Origin of the sequence: Schlegelella aquatica (genome assembly GCF_026013905.1) — a bacterium.
In the GTDB taxonomy this organism is placed as follows: domain Bacteria; phylum Pseudomonadota; class Gammaproteobacteria; order Burkholderiales; family Burkholderiaceae_C; genus Caldimonas; species Caldimonas aquatica.
The window spans coordinates 2,050,585-2,067,206 of record NZ_CP110257.1 but is presented as its reverse complement, the minus strand read 5'-3'; the positions used below and the strand labels follow the sequence as shown (position 1 = coordinate 2,067,206).

Here is a 16,622-nt window from a genome sequence, read left to right as displayed (position 1 = left end):
CTGCGGCCCCGGGGGCTCGCGCCCTGCATGGCCGACGCTCCGCGGTTCCTAGTCGGTCGCTCCCAGCGCCCGTGCGCGTTCGCGCCGGCGCGCGCATTGCTCGTCGTCATCGGTCTGGCGCGTGGGCCATCCCGCCAGGTGCTGCTCCACGATGGCGGTGAGAGCGACGAGCCATTCGTGCTGGTCGTTCAGGCAGGGGATGTAATGGAACTCCCGGCCGCCGGACTCGAGGAAGGCGTCGCGCGCCTCGATGGCGATCTCCTCGAGGGTCTCGATGCAGTCGCTGACGAAGCCCGGACACATGACGTCGACCCGCGCCACGCCCCGGCGGGCCAGCTCGCGCAGCGTGGGCTCGGTGTAGGGTTGCAGCCATTCGGCTCGGCCGAACCGGCTTTGGAAGGTGACGATGCAGCGGTCCGGCCCGATGCCGAGCCGCTCGGCGAGCAAGCGGGCCGTCTTGTGGCACTCGCAGTGGTAGGGGTCGCCCAGGGTCAGCGTCCGCTTGGGCACGCCGTGGAAGCTGAGCAGCAGCTTGTCCGGGCGTCCGCGCGTCGCCCAGTGTGCCAGGACGCGCCGGGCGAGGGCTTCGATGTAGAGCGGGTGGTCGTGGAATCGCATCACGAAGCGCAGCTCGGGCAGACGGCGCACGCCACGGCTCCAGGCGGCGACCGCGTCGACGACGCTGGCGGTGGTGGTGCCGGAGTACTGCGGGTAGAGCGGCAGCACGAGCACACGCGTCGCGCCTTGCGCTTTGAGTGCATCGAGCCCCTGCGCGAGCGATGGCTGGCCATAGCGCATCGCATGGTGCACCAGCACCTGGTGACCGCGCTCGCCGAGATAGCCTTGCAGCATCTTGGCCTGCTTCTGCGTCCAGACGCGAAGGGGTGAACCTTCGGGGGTCCAGATGCTGGCGTACTTCGCGGCCGAGCGGGCCGGCCGCGTGCGCAGGATGATCCCGTGCAGGATCGGCCACCACACCGCACGCGGGATCTCCACGACCCGGGGATCGCCGAGGAACTCCGCCAGATAGCGGCGCAACGCGGGCGCCGTGGGCGCGTCGGGCGTGCCGAGGTTGCACAGCAGCACCCCGGTGCGTGCGGGGTCTGCGTGGCGGTACGGCGGTTCGGGGCGGAAGCTCATCGAGGAAGAAGCGGCGGTTCGTGGAGGTAGCGCGATTGTCGGGCAGGCCGTGGCCCGGCGCTGCGGCGGGGCCGCCCCGCCGGGTCGCCTCACAGGGGCTCCCGGGGGGACGGCGATTCCGTGCTCAAAGAGAGGATTGCGGCAGCGAGCTGCGCGCGGCGATGCGGCGCACTTCGGCCAGCACGCGCGAGACTTCGATCGGCTTCGTCCAATAGCCCTGGAAGCCGGCATCGAGGGCTCGCTGGATGTCTTCGGGCATGGCGTCGGCCGAGCACATGAACGCCGGTGCCTCGGCCAGACCCTCGTGGTTGCGCAAGGCCTTGAGCACCTGGATGCCATCCATGCCCGGCAAGTGCGCGTCGAGCACCAGGATGTCGGGCAACCACTCGCGCACGATCTCGAGGGCGCGCGGCCCGTCCTCGGCGATGCGCAGTTCCACGTGGCCGGCCAGCTTCATCGCCTCCTCGAAGAGCAGGGCGTTGATCGGGTTGTCCTCCACGTACAACATCCTCAGGGGCCGGGGAGCGCCGAGCTCGGCCACGACCTCGCCGCTCGGCCGGGCGGGAGGCTCGAGCTGGGTCTGGGCGCTGGCTGCCGGCAATTCGATGCGCACTTGCGTGCCCTGTCCGGGCGTGCTGGTCACGGCAATAGATCCTTCCATTTCCTGGAGCAGGCGCTTGGCGATGACGAGTCCGAGGCCGGTGCCCTCGATCGAGGACGTCTCGCGGCCGAGCCGCTCGAACGGCTGGAACAGCCGTGCGAGCTGCCCCGCGTCGAGTCCCTCGCCGTTGTCCTCCACGCGCAGCACCACGCGCTCGCCGCGAGCCGGGTCCTCGCGAGGCCGCTCGAGCGTGAGCGTCACATCGCCGCCCGGCCGGTTGTACTTCACGGCGTTGGACACGATGTTGATCAGCACCTGCCGCAGCCGCTGTGCATCGGCCCAAACGTGAACCGCGGCCGGCACCTCCAGGCGGAAATGCACCAGGGCCGACTCTGCGGCGGGCTTGAGCAGGTCGATGACCTGCGTCAGCGAGTGACGCAGACTCACGGCCCCGGGCGTCATCGGCAATTGCCCCGCCTCCACGCGCTGCAGGTCCAGCACATCGTTGATGAGCGCGAGCAGGTGCTGGCCGGCTTGCAGCATGTGGTCGGCGTAGTCGCGCACCTGCTCGGCGCCGGGGCCACGCGCACCGAGCTTGAGCAACTGAGAAAAGCCGATCATCGCATTGAGCGGCGTGCGCATCTCGTGGCTCATCCGCGAGAGGAACTCGGTCTTCGACCGGCTCGCGAGCTCCGCGGCCTGCTTGTCCCGCAGCGCCTGCTCGGCTTCCTTCTGCGGGGTGATGTCGGCCAGAGTGCCGACGATGCGCAAGGCACGTCCGTCGGTGTCGCGCAGCACGGCCTTGCCGCGCTCGGACACCCAGAGATGGTGGCCCTCCCGGTGACGGATGCGGTGCTCGGACTGGTAGACCGCCGATTCCCCACGCAGGTGGGCCTGCAGACGCTCGAGCACCGCCGCCCGGTCGTCGGGGTGGACGCGGGAGGACCACACCTCCACGGAGCTGCCCAGTTCATGATCCAGGTAGCCGAGGATCTCCTTCCAGCGGGTCGAGTAGAAGACGCGATCGGACGCGACGTCCCAGTCCCACACCCCGTTGCCGCTGCCCTCCAGCGCGAACTTCCAGCGCTGCTCGCTCACGGCAAGAGCCTGTTCGGCCTCGCGCTGCCGGGTGATGTCGCGGAAGGTCACCACGGCCGACAGCGGCCTGTCGTGCGGCGCGATGCGCAGCGGTTGCACGCCCAGGTGCAGCCACCGCACGCGTCCGTCGGACAGCTTCACGCCATAGACCCGCTCGGTCGTCGGCTCGCCGCTTTCCAACGTGCGGGTCACCGGATGGTCCTCGGCCGGCAACGGCTCCAGCGATTCGTCCAACAACTCCAGGCCGGGCGACATGACGAGATCTTCCATCGCCATGTCGAGGATGCGGCAGGCCGCCGGGTTCACGGCGACCACGTACGAACCGGTGGTGACGACCATGAGTCCGTCGCTGATCGACAGCGCCACCGAGCGGTACAGCTCCTCGCTCAGCCGCAGGCGATCGGCCGCCACGCTGCGCTCGGTGATGTCCGTCTGCACGCCGATGAAGTGCGTGATGCGACCGTCGGCCGCATGGACCGGCGCGACGTGCACCTCGTTGATGAAGCGGGTGCCGTCCTTGCGGTAGTTTCGCAGCACCACGGTGGTGGATCGCCCCTCCCGCAAGGCAGCCCGCAAGGGTTCCAGGGCGCCCTGATCGCGGTCCAGTCCCTGCAGAATGCGGCAGTTGCGGCCCAGCACCTCTTCGCGGCTGTAGCCGGTCAGGCGCTCGAAGGCGGGATTGACGTAGACGACCGGCTGATCGGGCGCCTCGGCGTCCACCACCGAGATGGGCAACGAGGCTTCCGCCTCGATCGCACGCAGCATGATGTGCAGGTCGCGCTCCATGCTGCGCAGCTCGGTCAGGTCGCGCACGATGAGCAGCACCTGGTCGTGGGTCATGCGCACGAACCGGCCTTCGAACGTGCGCACGCGCTCCGAGCCCATCGGCGTGAGTTCGTACTCGACGCGCTGCACGGCGCCGGTGTCCAGCGCCGCGCGCAACGCAGCCTCGATGCGCTGCGCCGTGTCCGAGGGAAGGACTTCGTGCACCGAGCGGCCCATCACCTGCTCGAACGGTGCGGCAAGCAGGTGCCGCGCCGTGTCGCCGCCACGCAGGTACCGGCCCTGCGCATCCATCACGAACCACAGGTCGGGCAAGGCTTGCAAGACGGCGGCCATGCGCGCCTCGGAGGCACGCAACTCCGCCTGCCGGTACGCGAGTTCGAGCTCGGACTGCTTGCGGGCCGTGATGTCGACGCCCACATGGATCGCCCCGCCATGCTCGAGGCGTTGCGAGGTGACCAGCAGCCATTGGTCGCGTCGGCGGACTTCGCGCGGCGTCGCCTGGTGCTCGGCGGCGGCCCACTGGGCGAGAAACTCCGCTTCGCGTCCCACCGCGTCGGGGAACTCGCCGGCCTCCACCATGCGGCGCAGCGCGGCTTCCCAGGAGGGGTTTGCCGGATCCAGGTAGCGGCCGTTGCGATCCCGCCAGGTGCGGTTCGCATGGACGACCAGGCCCCGCTCATCGGTGATCGCCACCGACGCGCTCATGCTCTCGATCGCGTGCTGCAGCAGTTGCTGCGCATGACGCGCACGCGCCTGGGCCTCCAGTTCGTGCGTGATGATGCGCGTGGCGCCCCGATAGCCCCGGAAGCGGCCTGCGGAGTCGAAGACCGGGATGCCGCTGATCGACACCGTCACCCGTCCGCGAGGCGTGATGCGGTCGGCGACGAGGTTGTGAAAAGGTTCGCGTCGGGCCCTCGCGGCCAGGTAGGCCTGCCAAGACGCATCGTGCTCGGGGTCTTCGCGGCGCAGGAGAATCTCGGAGGGCTTGCGGCCGATTTCCTCCTGGGGCCGCAGACCGATGTGGGTTTCGATCGTCTCCGACGCCCACGTGACGCGGCCTTCGGCGTCGGTCTCCCACAGCCAGTCGCTGCCTGCACGGCTGGCCGTGCGCACGCGCGCTTCCTGCAGCCGAGAACGCTGTGCCTTGAGCCGGCCTTCCAACAGCTCGCCGACCAGTCGGGCCACGTGCTCGAGGCCGGCCAGTGCGGCCGCGGGCGCCAGCCGGGGCACATGATCGGCGACGGCGAGGAGGCCGAGGGCCCGTCCCTCCACGCGGATCGGTACCGCGGCGTAGCCGTCCACCCCTTCGGCTTCCCAGATCACGGCGGTGTGCGGCGTGACGTCGTACGCCCGCAGCGACTCCACGGCGAGCGGGCCCGGGGATGCGAGCACCGGCGTGCACCAGCCACCCGCGCACGGCAGCTCCTGCCGACGCAACCCGACGCTGGCCTTCAACCACATGCGCTCGCCGTCGACGAGGGCGAGCCACGCGAGCGGGAAGCCCGTGAGCTGCTGCGCCAGTGCCACGGCCGAGTCGAAGCAAGGCTCGGGGGACGTGTCCAGGATGCGCAACTCGCGCAACAGATCCGTGCGTTTGGCGACTGCGTCAGGGGCGGCGGTGGACATGACGGAGGTCAAGGATGCGGCGCCGCAGACCGTCTGACCGAAGCCGGACGCCCGACTGTCGAGGGGCGCTGGCATGGCTGCCGAGGGCCGACACGCGTGCGGCGCCGGTAAGACGCGCACTATAAGGCCAGGTCATTCCCCGCAGCTCTCGGGGCTTGTCAGCATGCGGGAATAATGGGTGGATGGATCATCCTCAGGCCCTGACCCTCGATCTGGACGACACGCTGTGGCCGGTGTGGCCGGCGATCGTCCGCGCCGAAGCGCGGCTGCACGAATGGCTGCTCGTGCATGCTCCGGCGACCGCCGCGCGCTTCGACGCGGCGGCGCTGCGGCGGTTGCGCGACGAGGTGGCCGCGCGCCACCCGCAGTGGGGCCACGATCTCAGCCGCATTCGCATCGAGAGCCTCCGGTTGGCCTTGCAGCAATCCGGGGAGGATGCGGCTTTGGCCGAGCGCGGCTTCGAGGTGTTCTTCGCGGCGCGCCAGGAGGTGGACTTGTTCTCGGACGTGGCCGATGCCCTGGCCCGGCTCGCCACGCGGTTTCCGCTCGTGGCGGTCACCAACGGCAATGCGCAGCTCGAGCGCATCGGCCTGGCGCGCTGGTTCCGCGGCAGCGTGACCGCCCGGGGATTCGGCGTCGGCAAGCCCGATCCGCGGATCTTCCACGAGGCCTGCCGGCGCCTGGGCGTGCCGCCGGCGCAGACGCTGCACGTGGGCGACGATCTCGTGCTCGACGTCGAGGGTGCGTTGAACGCCGGCTTGCGAGCCGCTTGGGTCGCGCGGCCCGAGATCCATCCCGAGCCGGCGCGGCCGCCTGCCGGCACCCATCATGTGGTGCGCTCGCTGGCCGAGCTGGCCGACGCCCTGGGGGTTTGACCGGCGCACCCCTGAATTCGGCCGGGCGGGCAGGGGCCTCCTCCTGTGGCCCGCTCCATCGCCTCTATTGGGATGCGATGATCTCGAAGTGGAGCAGGGCCGAGCGGGGGTCGGCGGGGGCGCCCCCCAAACCGATCAGGCCGCTGCCGTGCAGCGTGCAAGTCGCCCGCCGCAGCACCACGGTTTCCGGGTTGCCCGTGAAGCGCACGAAGGTGCCGTTGCTGCTCTGATCGGTCAGGTGGAAGTGGCCCGAGTGCCACTCGATGCGCGCGTGCGAGCGCGAGACCCTCGAATTGTCGACGCAGAAGGCACATTCCGGGCTGCGGCCGATCAGCACGGGCATGCTGTGGCTGCCGAACACCGTGCCCGGCGTCTCGTCCAGGGCGAGGCGGATGCCCTCGGAGACGGGGGGATCGGCGAAGTCGGTGAACAGGGTGGACGGAGCCGCATCGTCGCGGCCAAGCTCCAGGCGGTACACCCGGCACGGCTCGACGCGACCCCGCAGGTGCAGCTTCTCCAGGCTCTTGAAGCGCCGGCGGTCGTCGGCGCGCAGGCGCTCGTACACCGATTCGGTGATGAGCACCTCGTTGTCGCCCGCATGGTCGAGAAGGCGGGCTGCGACGTTCACCGCGTCCCCGAAGCAGTCGCCGTCCACCTCGACGATCTCGCCGTGTGCCGCAGTGATGTACAGGCACAGCGCCGTCGCCCCCGAGGGCGAGCCGGTGACGATGCGCCGCAACGACTCCTGCATCTCATAGGCGGCATTCACGGCGCGCCAGGGCTTGGCGAACACGGCCATGAGACCGTCCCCGAGGGTCTTGACGACCGCGCCCTCGTGCTTGGCGACCACCTGCGACAGCAGTCCCACGGTGCGCGTGACGACCTCGGCCGCCTGCGTGTTCCCCAGCGAACCATAGAGGCCGGTACTGCCGCGCAGGTCGGCAAACATCACCGTACGGTCGCGTGCAAGGGGCATCGTCGGAGCGGGGGAACGAAACGATCGAGCGGAGTCGGACGCGACGAGTGTAGCTTGCAGCCCCCGAAAGAGAAACGGCCCGCACCCCTTGGGATGCGGGCCGCCTGCGGGTCCCTCAGGGGCACTTCTCGAAACCTCCCTCCCCCTTGCAGCCCGTGAGCCGGCATGATGTCGCCCATGATCACCCCGCGCATCAAGCCCTCGTCTTTGTGGCGTCACCAGCCTGGCGCTGACCTGTTCGTGCAGGACCAGCGCCAAGCCAAGCTCGGCGGCTTCATCGCCAACCTGGCAGCAATGGACGAACTGATCGACTTCGCGGCCATTGCCGCCCGGGTCGACACCGCCTGCCCTCGCGCTGACCGTAGCAAAGGCGGGCGCCCGCCGTACCCCACCGAGGTGATGGTGCGGCTGCTGTTCATCCAGTCGCTGTACAACCTCAGCGACGAGGACTGCGAGTACCAGGTGCTGGACCGCATGAGCTTCCAGCACTTCTGCCGCCTGGACGGAGCACTGCACATCCCCGATGCGCGCACGCTGTGGAGTTTCAAGCAGCGCTTGGCCCAAGGCGGTCTGGGCGGCCGCGCTATCTTCGAGGCGGTGAGCCTGCAGTTGCAGCAGCACGGCTACATCCCGCGCGGCGGGCAGATCGTGGATGCCAGCATCGTGCAGGCACCGCTCACCCAGGCGAACAAGGACGAGCGCGAAGCGCTCAACGAAGGCCGCAGGCCCGAGGGCTGGAATGCCAAGCGGCTGCAGCACACCGACCGCGACGCGCGCTGGACCAAGAAGCACGGCAAGAGCTTCTACGGCTACAAGGTGCACGCCAACGCGGACGCGCGCTACAAGCTGATCCGCCGGGCGAAGGTCACGCCGGCCAACGCCGACGACGGCCAGACGCTCAAGGAGGTGCTGGACCGCGCCAACACCGGCGCGCGGCTGCTGGCCGACCGAGGCTACGACGCGCAGACCAACCGCCAGTTGCTGCAGGCCCACGGGCTGCGCGACGGCATCGCGCGGCGTGCCAAGCCCGGGCAGGAGCGGCGCGTGCGACTGGACGCGCGCAACAAGGCGATCAACCGCGTCCGCGCCAGAGGCGAACATGTGTTCGCCGGCCTCGAGCAGTTGGGCGGCAAGTGCGTGCGGGCGATGACGCTGGCGAGAAACGAACTGGCGATCCTGCTGAAGTGCGCGGCGTACAACGCCAAGCGGCTGGTCTGGCTGGTGCGCCATGACCCGTGCGGGTGTGCGCGATGAAGGGAGAGGTGCGCCCGCAGAGCCTGCAAACGCAGTTTTGCAGGGCCTCGGGCGCCCGCCAAGGCTGCGATGACGGGGCCTGAGCGGCACCGAGAACCCCGAACTGAACGACGCGAGCGCCCTCATGCCGGTTCAGCCTTCGGAAATGGGGTTATGCGAAGTGCCCTCAGGTCAGAGGTCGTCCAGATACGTGCGCAATTTGTGGCTGCGCCGCAAATCGCGTCGCCGCACGGCGGCTGCCCGCTGTCGCGAGCCCCGTATCCGGCCAACCTCAAAGGTTGTCCAGATGCGTGCGCAATTTGTGGCTGCGCCGCAAATCGCGTCGCCGCACGGCGGCTGCTCGCTGTCGCGAGCCCCGTATCCGGCCAACCTCAAAGGTTGTCCAGATGCGTGCGCAATTTGTGGCTGCGCCGCAAATCGCGTCGCCGCACGGCGGCTGCTCGCTGTCGCGAGCCCCGTATCCGGCCAACCTCAGAGGTTGTCCAGATACGTGCGCAATTTGTGGCTGCGCCGCAAATCGCGTCGCCGCACGGCGGCTGCTCGCTGTCGCGAGCCCCGTATCCGGCCAACCTCAAAGGTTGTCCAGATACGTGCGCAATTTGTGGCTGCGCCGCAAATCGCGTCGCCGCACGGCGGCTGCTCGCTGTCGCGAGCCCCGTATCCGGCCAACCTCAAAGGTTGTCCAGATACGTGCGCAATTTGTCCGAGCGGCTGGGGTGCTTGAGTTTGCGGATGGCCTTGGCTTCGATCTGGCGAATCCGCTCGCGCGTCACGTCGAACTGCTTGCCGACTTCCTCCAGGGTGTGGTCGGTGCTCATCTCGATGCCGAAGCGCATACGCAGCACCTTCGCTTCGCGGGGGGTCAGGGAGTCGAGGATCTCCTTCACCACCTCGCGCAAACCGGCCTGCATGGCGGCGTCGACCGGTGCCACGCTGTTGGTGTCCTCGATGAAATCGCCCAGGTGCGAATCGTCGTCGTCGCCGATCGGGGTCTCCATGGAGATCGGCTCCTTGGCGATCTTCATGATCTTGCGGACCTTGTCCTCGGGCATGTCCATCTTCTCGGCCAGCGTCGGCGCGTCCGGCTCGTAGCCGAACTCCTGCAAGTGCTGGCGCGAGATGCGGTTCATCTTGTTGATCGTCTCGATCATGTGAACCGGGATGCGGATCGTGCGGGCCTGGTCGGCGATCGAGCGCGTGATGGCCTGGCGGATCCACCACGTTGCATACGTCGAGAACTTGTAGCCGCGGCGGTACTCGAACTTGTCCACCGCCTTCATCAGGCCGATGTTGCCTTCCTGGATGAGGTCGAGGAACTGCAGGCCGCGGTTGGTGTACTTCTTCGCGATCGAGATCACCAGGCGCAGGTTGGCCTCGATCATCTCGCGCTTGGCCTCGCGCGACGCCGCCTCGCCCTCGTTCATGCGCTTGTTGATCTGCTTGAGATCCTCGAGCGGCACCACGGCGCGCGCCTGGATGTCGACCAGCTTTTGCTGCAGCTCCTGGATGGCGGGCAGGTTGCGGCGCAGCACCTCGCTGTAGGGCTTGCCGGCCGCGGCCTCCTTTTCGGCCCATTGCAGGTTCAGAGCGTTGGGCGGGAAGGCCTTGATGAAGTGCTCCTGCGGCATGCCGCACTTGTCCACGACGATCTTGCGGATCTCGCGCTCGTAGCGGCGCACGTCGTCGACCTGCGAGCGCAGGATGTCGCACAGCTTCTCGATCGTCTTGACCGTGAAGCGGATGGTCATGAGCTCCTGCGAGATCGCTTCCTGCGCCTTGTTGTAGGCCGGCGACCTGTAGCCGTCCTTCTCGTAGGCGCGGCGCATCTTGTCGAAGTGGACGGCGAGCTGGTCGAACTTCTGCAGCGCCTGGTTCTTCAGCTCCTCGAGCTTCTTGGTCAGGGCCTTGCTGCCGCCGTTGCCGTCGTCGTCCTCTTCCTCGTCGAACTCGTCGAAGTCCTCCTCGGCCACGTAGTCGTCGGCCTCGTCCTCGGAGACGAAGCCGTCCACCACCTCGGAGATCTGCAACTCACCGGAGCGGATGCGCTCGGCCATCTGCAGGATCTCGGCAATGGTGGTGGGCGAGGCCGAGATGGCCAGCATCATGTCCTGCAGGCCCTTCTCGATGCGCTTGGCGATCTCGATCTCGCCCTCGCGGGTCAGCAGCTCGACCGAGCCCATCTCCCGCATGTACATGCGCACCGGGTCGGTCGTGCGGCCGAACTCGGAATCGACGGTGGACAGTGCGGCTTCGGCTTCCTCCTCGGCCTCTTCCTCGGTCGCGGTGGTCGTCGTGCCGCCGGAGATCAGCAGCGTGGCCGCGTCGGGCGCCTGCTCGTAGACGGCGATGCCCATGTCGTTGAGCATGGACACGATGGCGTCCATGATCTCGGCCTCGGCCAGCTTCTCGGGCAGGTGGTCGTTGATCTCCGCGTGGGTGAGGAAGCCCCGCGTCTTGCCCATCTTGATGAGGGTCTTGAGCTCCTGGCGGCGCTTGTTGACCTCATCTTCGGTGAGGGTGGTCTCGTCCAGGCCGAACTCGCGCATCAGCGCGCGCTCCTTCGCGCGGCTGACCTTCATTCGCAGGGGCTTGGCCTTGGGCTTGTCTTCCTCGGCGGCCTCGTCGACTTCGACCTCGGGCTCGGCTTCCTCGAGATCGGCCTCGATGTCCGCGAAATCCTCGTCCTCGAAGTCGGCTTCGCCCGCGGCCTTCTTGTTGGTGGTCGCGGCTTTCGGCTTGCGCCCACGCTTGGCCTTGGCCTTGCCCTCGTCGGCGTCGGCCTTGGCGGCACGGGCCGGCTTCGCCGCCTTGTCGACGGCCTTGTCGGCGGCGGCCTTGGCAGCGGGCTTGGTCCTGTCTTCCTTGGCCGCCACGGCCTTGGTCGTCTTCTTCTCTTCGGTCTCGACGGCCTTGTTCGCCTTGGCGGTCTTGGCAGGGGCGCTCTTCTTCGCGGTCATGCGGTTCCTCGGATGGTCTGGGCTCTGGCGGCCGGCACGACCGGCGGGCGACCCCCGGACAAAGCGGGTCGCCGGCAGGCGTCGGGCAGGCAAGAACGAGCCGCGCTCGCTCGTATGCCAGATGGGGCCGAATGGCCCCGGCTCAAGCGGCGGCTATGGTGGGCAAGCTGCGTGGACATCGTTCGAGGTCAGCCCTGGCGGGGTCGGTGGCCAAGTGTCGTATCCCTCGTCGAAGGGTGGCCGGGGTCCGCAGGCGCTGGTGTCACTCTTGCCGCGTGCAATAAACATTCCATTATCCGCGTAACGGCTTGTCCAGTCAAGAAATTCTTGTGTCACGGCGCCGGCGCGGCGTCACCCATGGCCCGGCGTCACCGTGGCCCGGCCCCCGGCAGGCCCTGGGCAGGGGGCGGTCTCCTACCGGCCGGCCGACAGCGACCGTTGCATGCCCTCCAGGTGAGCCTTGCGCGTGCGGATGCGTTCCATCACTTCGGCATAGGCCCCGATCCGGGCGGGGTCCGTGGCGAGCCGCTGGGCGAGTTCCTGGTCCGCCGCGAGGTGCATCTTGTCGAGCAGGACGCGCAGTTCCAGGCGCTGCAACTCCTCGGTCGGCTGCTCGGAGGCCAGGGTGTCCTCGACCAGCCGGCGCGCCAGGGGCTCGAACGGCTGGTCGGCCAGCGCCTCGCGCACGGCGGACCACGGTTGCGGCCCGTGCTCCATCACTTGCTGCTCGATCCAGCGGAACAAGGGGCCGTGCGGGGCGGGCAGTTCGCCGAGCAGGCGGTGATCCTCCGCGGTCAGGAGTTCCCACCAGCCGGTGTGCTCGAGCAGCATCCGGCCGGCCCAGTCGGCCGGGGTGGCGGGCGAGCGCTTGGGGCGGCCGCCCGCCGGGGGGGTGGGCACGCGCCGCGGCTGGGGCGTCTGCGCGGCCCAGGCCTCGTGCTCGGCCGGTGCCCGAGCGGCAGGGCGCCGGGGGGCAGCGGGGGATGCGTCCCACAGGGCGAGGACGTCCGCGGCCTGCATGTCGGCGCGCGCCGCGATGGCCGAGACCAGCTGGCGCTTGAGCGCGCCCTCGGGCAATTGGCTCCACAGTGGGCGGGCGGCCGCCAGCATGTGCGAGCGGCCTTCCAGCGTGGAAAGGTCGCAATCGGAGGCGGCCTGTTCGATCAGCTGGACGGACAAGGGGACCGCCTGTTGGACCTGGGACTCGAAGGCGGCCGCGCCGTGCGCACGGATGAAGGAGTCGGGGTCGTGCTCGGGCGGCAGGAAGAGGAAGCGCACCGAGCGCGTGTCCTGTGCATGGGGGAGCGCGGCCTCCAGCGCCCGGGCCGCCGCCTTGCGGCCCGCCGCATCGCCGTCGAAGCTGAAGACGATCGCGTCGGTGAAGCGGAACAGCTTTTGCACGTGCTCGGCGGTGCAGGCGGTGCCCAGCGTGGCCACGGCGTTCTCGAATCCGTGCTGCGCCAGCGCAACGACGTCCATGTAGCCCTCGACCACCAGCGCGTAGCCCTTCGTGCGCAGGGCGCCGCGCGCCTCGTACAGCCCGTAGAGCTCGCGCCCCTTGACGAATACCGGCGTCTCGGGCGAGTTGAGGTACTTGGGCTCGCCTTGGTCCAGCACGCGGCCGCCGAAGCCGATCACCTCGCCCTTGACGTTGCGGATCGGGAACATGATGCGGTCGCGGAAGCGGTCATAGCGCCGCGGCGGCTCCTCTTCGGCGTGGACGATGACGAGCCCGGCTTCTTCCAGCACCGGGTCGTCGTAGCGGGGGAAAACGGCGGACAAACCGTGCCAGCCGGCCGGGGCGTACCCCAGGGCGAAGCGGGCGGCGATCTCTCCCGTCAGGCCCCGGCCCTTGAGGTAGTCGATTGCGCGGGAGGTGGCCTTGAGTTGCCGGCGGTAGTGCCGGGCAGCACGGTCGAGCGCCTCGGTCAGCGTGGTGTGCCGCTCGCGCGCCTGCGCGGCTTCGGCGCGCTGCTGCGGCGTGCGCTCGTCCTGCGGCACTTGCAGCCCGTGCTGATGCGCCAGTTCCTCGACCGCCTCGACGAAACCGAGCCCGCCATGCTCCATCAGGAAGTCGATGGCATTGCCGTGGGCTCCGCAGCCGAAGCAGTGGTACGTTTGCCGGGTGGGGCTGACGATGAAGCTCGGTGTCTTCTCGCCGTGGAAGGGGCACAGGCCCTTGTAGTTGATGCCGGCCTTCTTGAGCGTGACGTAGCGCCCGACGAGTTCGACGATGTCGGTGCGGGCGAGCAGGTCTTGCTTGAAGGCGGGTGGGATCACGGGTGAAGTCTACCGTCGGGCCGCCGTGAGCTCGTGGCTGCGGCAGGCACGCGGCCGGCTGTCCTCGGGGCACGGGCTCGCCCCGCCCGCCCGAAACCACTGCGCGCGCCGGCCGGCGTGCGCAGGGCCCACGCGGGCTCAGTCCCCCATCACGATGCCCTCGCGGCGCGGGTCGGCGCCACCGAACCAGCCCGTGGGCGTGCGCTGGATGGCTTGCAGGCCGCTGGTCATGTCCATCTCGCGGATCTCGTGGCCGCGGGCCTTGAGGGCCTCCAACGTCTCGGCGGGGAAACGCTTGTTCTCCAGCAGCGTCGGGCCGTTGGTGGAGCCGAAGTTGGGCAGGCTGATGGCCTGCTGGGCGTTGAGCCCCCACTCCAGCGTGCCGAGCAGCGTCTTGGCGGTGTAGTGGATGATGAGCGCGCCGCCCGGCGAGCCGGCACTCATCACCAGCCGCCCCGAGGCCTTGTCGAAGACGAGCGTGGGGCTCATGCTGGAGCGGGGTCGCTTGCCCGCCTGCACCCGGTTGGCGATGGGCCGGCCTTGGGCGTCGGCCGGCGCCAGCGAGAAGTCGGTGAGTTCGTTGTTCAGCAGGAAGCCGCGCACCATCTGGCGGGAGCCGAACTGGTCCTCGATGGTGGTGGTCATCGCCACCGCCTGGCCGTGGGCATCGACGATGGAGATGTGCGAGGTGCCGTACTCGGGCTGCTCGGCCTGCGGCGCATGGGCGGCGGGCGCCATGCCCGGCCGGCCGGGCTGGGCTTGCTTCATGGACTGCGCGCCGATGAGCGAGGCGCGCTGGCGCAGGTAGGCCGGATCGAGCAGGCTGTACCAGCTGCCCGCTGGCGGGGCGACGAAATCCGGGTCCGCGACGTACTGGGCGCGGTCGGCGAAGGCCAGGCGGGCGGCCTCGGTGTAGTAATGCAGGAAGTCGGCGCTCGGCAGACCGTCCTTCAGCGGCGCGACGGGGGGCGTGTGCTGCAGGATGCCCAGCATCTGCGCGATGGCGATGTGGCCCGACGACGGCGGAGGAAAGCCGCACAGCCGGTACTGCTTCCAGTCCGAGCACATGGGCTCGCGCTTCTTGGCTTGGTAGCGCGCCAGGTCCTCCTCGGTCATCGTGCCCGGGTTGGTGGGATGGTTGCGCACCTTGGCGACGATGTCGCGCGCGATGGGGCCGCGATAGAACGCGTCGGCGCCCTGCGTGGCGATCTGGCGGAAGACCTCGGCCAGCGCGGGATTCCGCACCACCATGCCCACATCGCGCGGGTCGCCGTCGGGCTTGTAGAAATAGCGCGCCGCGGCCTCGTCCTTGCGCAGGTGCTGCTCGTTGCGCAGCAGCCCGTACAGCCTCGGGCTCACCTTGAAGCCGCCTTCTGCGAGTTGGATGGCCGGCTCGAAGAGCTTGGCCCAGGGCAGGCGACCGTGCTCGCGGTGGGCCGACTCGAGCATGCGCAGCGTGCCGGGCACGCCCACCGAGCGGCCGCCCACCACGGCGTCGTAGAAGGCCATGGGTGTGCCGTCGGGCTTGAGGAAGAGCTTCTCGTCGGCGGCGGCCGGGGCCGTCTCGCGGCCGTCGTAGGCCTGCACGCGCCGGCCGTCCCAGTGCAGCAGGAAGGCGCCCCCGCCGATGCCGCTCGATTGCGGCTCCACGAGCGTGAGCACCATTTGCACGGCAACGGCCGCATCGACGGCGGAGCCGCCCGCCTTGAGCACCTGGTAGCCGGCATCGGTGGCCAGCGGGTTGGCCGCCGCGACGGCGAAGCTGCGCGCGGACCAGCCGGGCTTGTCGACGTAGCCGGTGGTGGCCTCGGGCTGCTCGGGGGCCTTGTACGCGAAGTCGCGCGGCGCGGTAGAGGCGCAAGCGGCGAGCAGGGCCGCCAGCGCGGCGGCGGCGATCCAGGGCGAGGGGGTGCGGCGCGTCCTGCGCGGCGCTAGGCGGCTGGTGTCGGACACAGGGGCTCCTCCAGGTGCGGTGCACCCGCCGGGGCAGGCCGCCGGCGAGGCGCGAATGCGGGCACTTTAGCGAGGAGCCCCGGTCGCCTCAATGGGGATTCGAAACAAGCCGTGGGCGCGGGCCGCGTGGCCGACTGGATCCATCCGGCACACCCGGCCCGCCCGGCTCGTTACTTGGGCTGCATGCGGATGGCGCCGTCCAGGCGGATCACTTCGCCGTTGAGCATCTCGTTGGTGATGATCTGGTGCACCAGCTTGGCGTAGTCCTCCGGGCGGCCCAGGCGCGAGGGGAAGGGCACGCTGGCGGCCAGCGCGTCTTGCACCTCCTTGGGCATGGAAAAGAGCATCGGCGTGCCGAAGATGCCCGGGGCGATGGTCATGTTGCGGATGCCGTTGCGGGCGAGGTCGCGCGCGATGGGCAAGGTCATGCCCACCACGCCGCCCTTGGAGGCCGAGTAGGCGGCTTGGCCGATCTGGCCGTCGAACGCGGCGACCGACGCGGTGGAGATCAGCACGCCGCGCTCGCCGGTGGGCTCGGGCTCGTTCTTGCACATGGCCTCGGCGGCCAGCCGGATCATGTTGAAGGTGCCGATGAGGTTGACGGTGATGACCTTGGTGTAGAGGTCCAGCGGGTGCGCGCCGTCCTTGCCGACCGTCTTGGCCGCGGGGGCGATGCCGGCGCAGTTGACCAGGCCCACCAACTTGCCCAGCTCCAGCGCCTTGGCCACGGCAGCCCGGCCGTCGGCTTCGCTGGCCACGTCGCACTTGACGAACGCCCCTCCGATCTCGCGGGCGACCGCTTCGCCACGCTCGACCTGCAGGTCGGCCACCACGACCTTGCCGCCTTCGCGCGCGAGCATGCGGGCCGTGCCTTCGCCCAGACCGGAGGCGCCGCCCGTGACGATGAAAACCTTGCCCTGGATGTCCATGCCTGCTCCTTCTTGGAAAGGGGGAAAAGGGGCGGCGTCCGCAGAGGCCTGCTGCGCACGCCGCCGTTTGACGTTGACGTAAACGTCAAATTGTCGCCCAAACGCGGGCCTCGCGGCGCAAGCGAGGGCGGCCCGAAACCCTCGGGA

General features: G+C 69.4%; 9 protein-coding genes. 2 read left to right on the top strand and 7 right to left on the bottom strand.

Annotated features, from left to right (window positions below):
- Window positions 1-48: 48 nt before the first annotated feature.
- Window positions 49-1,140: a ferrochelatase gene (hemH, locus tag OMP39_RS09345; protein ID WP_264891466.1), complete on the bottom strand. Its 1,092-nt coding sequence runs from the start codon at window positions 1,138-1,140 to the stop codon at window positions 49-51.
- Window positions 1,141-1,264: 124 nt separating this feature from the next.
- Window positions 1,265-5,251, bottom strand: a complete 3,987-nt coding sequence (locus OMP39_RS09340) for a PAS domain S-box protein (RefSeq protein WP_264891465.1) — start codon at window positions 5,249-5,251, stop codon at window positions 1,265-1,267.
- A 182-nt stretch (window positions 5,252-5,433) separates the two neighbouring features.
- On the opposite strand from OMP39_RS09340, the gene OMP39_RS09335 reads away from it, so the two are divergent.
- On the top strand, window positions 5,434-6,126 hold the full coding sequence (locus OMP39_RS09335) for an HAD family hydrolase (protein ID WP_264891464.1): 693 nt from the start codon (window positions 5,434-5,436) through the stop codon (window positions 6,124-6,126).
- A 64-nt stretch (window positions 6,127-6,190) separates the two neighbouring features.
- Here OMP39_RS09335 and OMP39_RS09330 read toward each other — a convergent pair whose 3' ends face one another.
- Window positions 6,191-7,102: an adenylate/guanylate cyclase domain-containing protein gene (locus OMP39_RS09330; protein WP_264891463.1), complete on the bottom strand. Its 912-nt coding sequence runs from the start codon at window positions 7,100-7,102 to the stop codon at window positions 6,191-6,193.
- A 177-nt stretch (window positions 7,103-7,279) separates the two neighbouring features.
- On the opposite strand from OMP39_RS09330, the gene OMP39_RS09325 reads away from it, so the two are divergent.
- Entirely contained in the window at window positions 7,280-8,356 is a 1,077-nt protein-coding gene (locus OMP39_RS09325) for an IS5 family transposase (protein WP_232301078.1), read from the top strand.
- A 671-nt stretch (window positions 8,357-9,027) separates the two neighbouring features.
- Here OMP39_RS09325 and rpoD read toward each other — a convergent pair.
- From rpoD to OMP39_RS09305, 4 genes are all read right to left on the bottom strand, one after another.
- Entirely contained in the window at window positions 9,028-11,313 is a 2,286-nt protein-coding gene (gene rpoD, locus OMP39_RS09320) for an RNA polymerase sigma factor RpoD (RefSeq protein WP_264891462.1), read from the bottom strand.
- 414 nt (window positions 11,314-11,727) lie between these two features.
- On the bottom strand, window positions 11,728-13,593 hold the full coding sequence (dnaG, locus tag OMP39_RS09315; RefSeq protein ID WP_264891461.1) for a DNA primase: 1,866 nt from the start codon (window positions 13,591-13,593) through the stop codon (window positions 11,728-11,730).
- A 138-nt stretch (window positions 13,594-13,731) separates the two neighbouring features.
- Window positions 13,732-15,546 carry a gamma-glutamyltransferase gene (gene ggt, locus OMP39_RS09310; protein WP_264891460.1) on the bottom strand — a complete coding sequence of 605 codons (1,815 nt, stop codon included), beginning with the start codon at window positions 15,544-15,546 and terminating at the stop codon, window positions 13,732-13,734.
- Window positions 15,547-15,716: 170 nt separating this feature from the next.
- Complete coding sequence (locus OMP39_RS09305; RefSeq protein WP_264891459.1) at window positions 15,717-16,475, bottom strand: 3-hydroxyacyl-CoA dehydrogenase; 759 nt, start codon at window positions 16,473-16,475, stop codon at window positions 15,717-15,719.
- Between the last annotated feature and the right edge of the window lie 147 nt (window positions 16,476-16,622).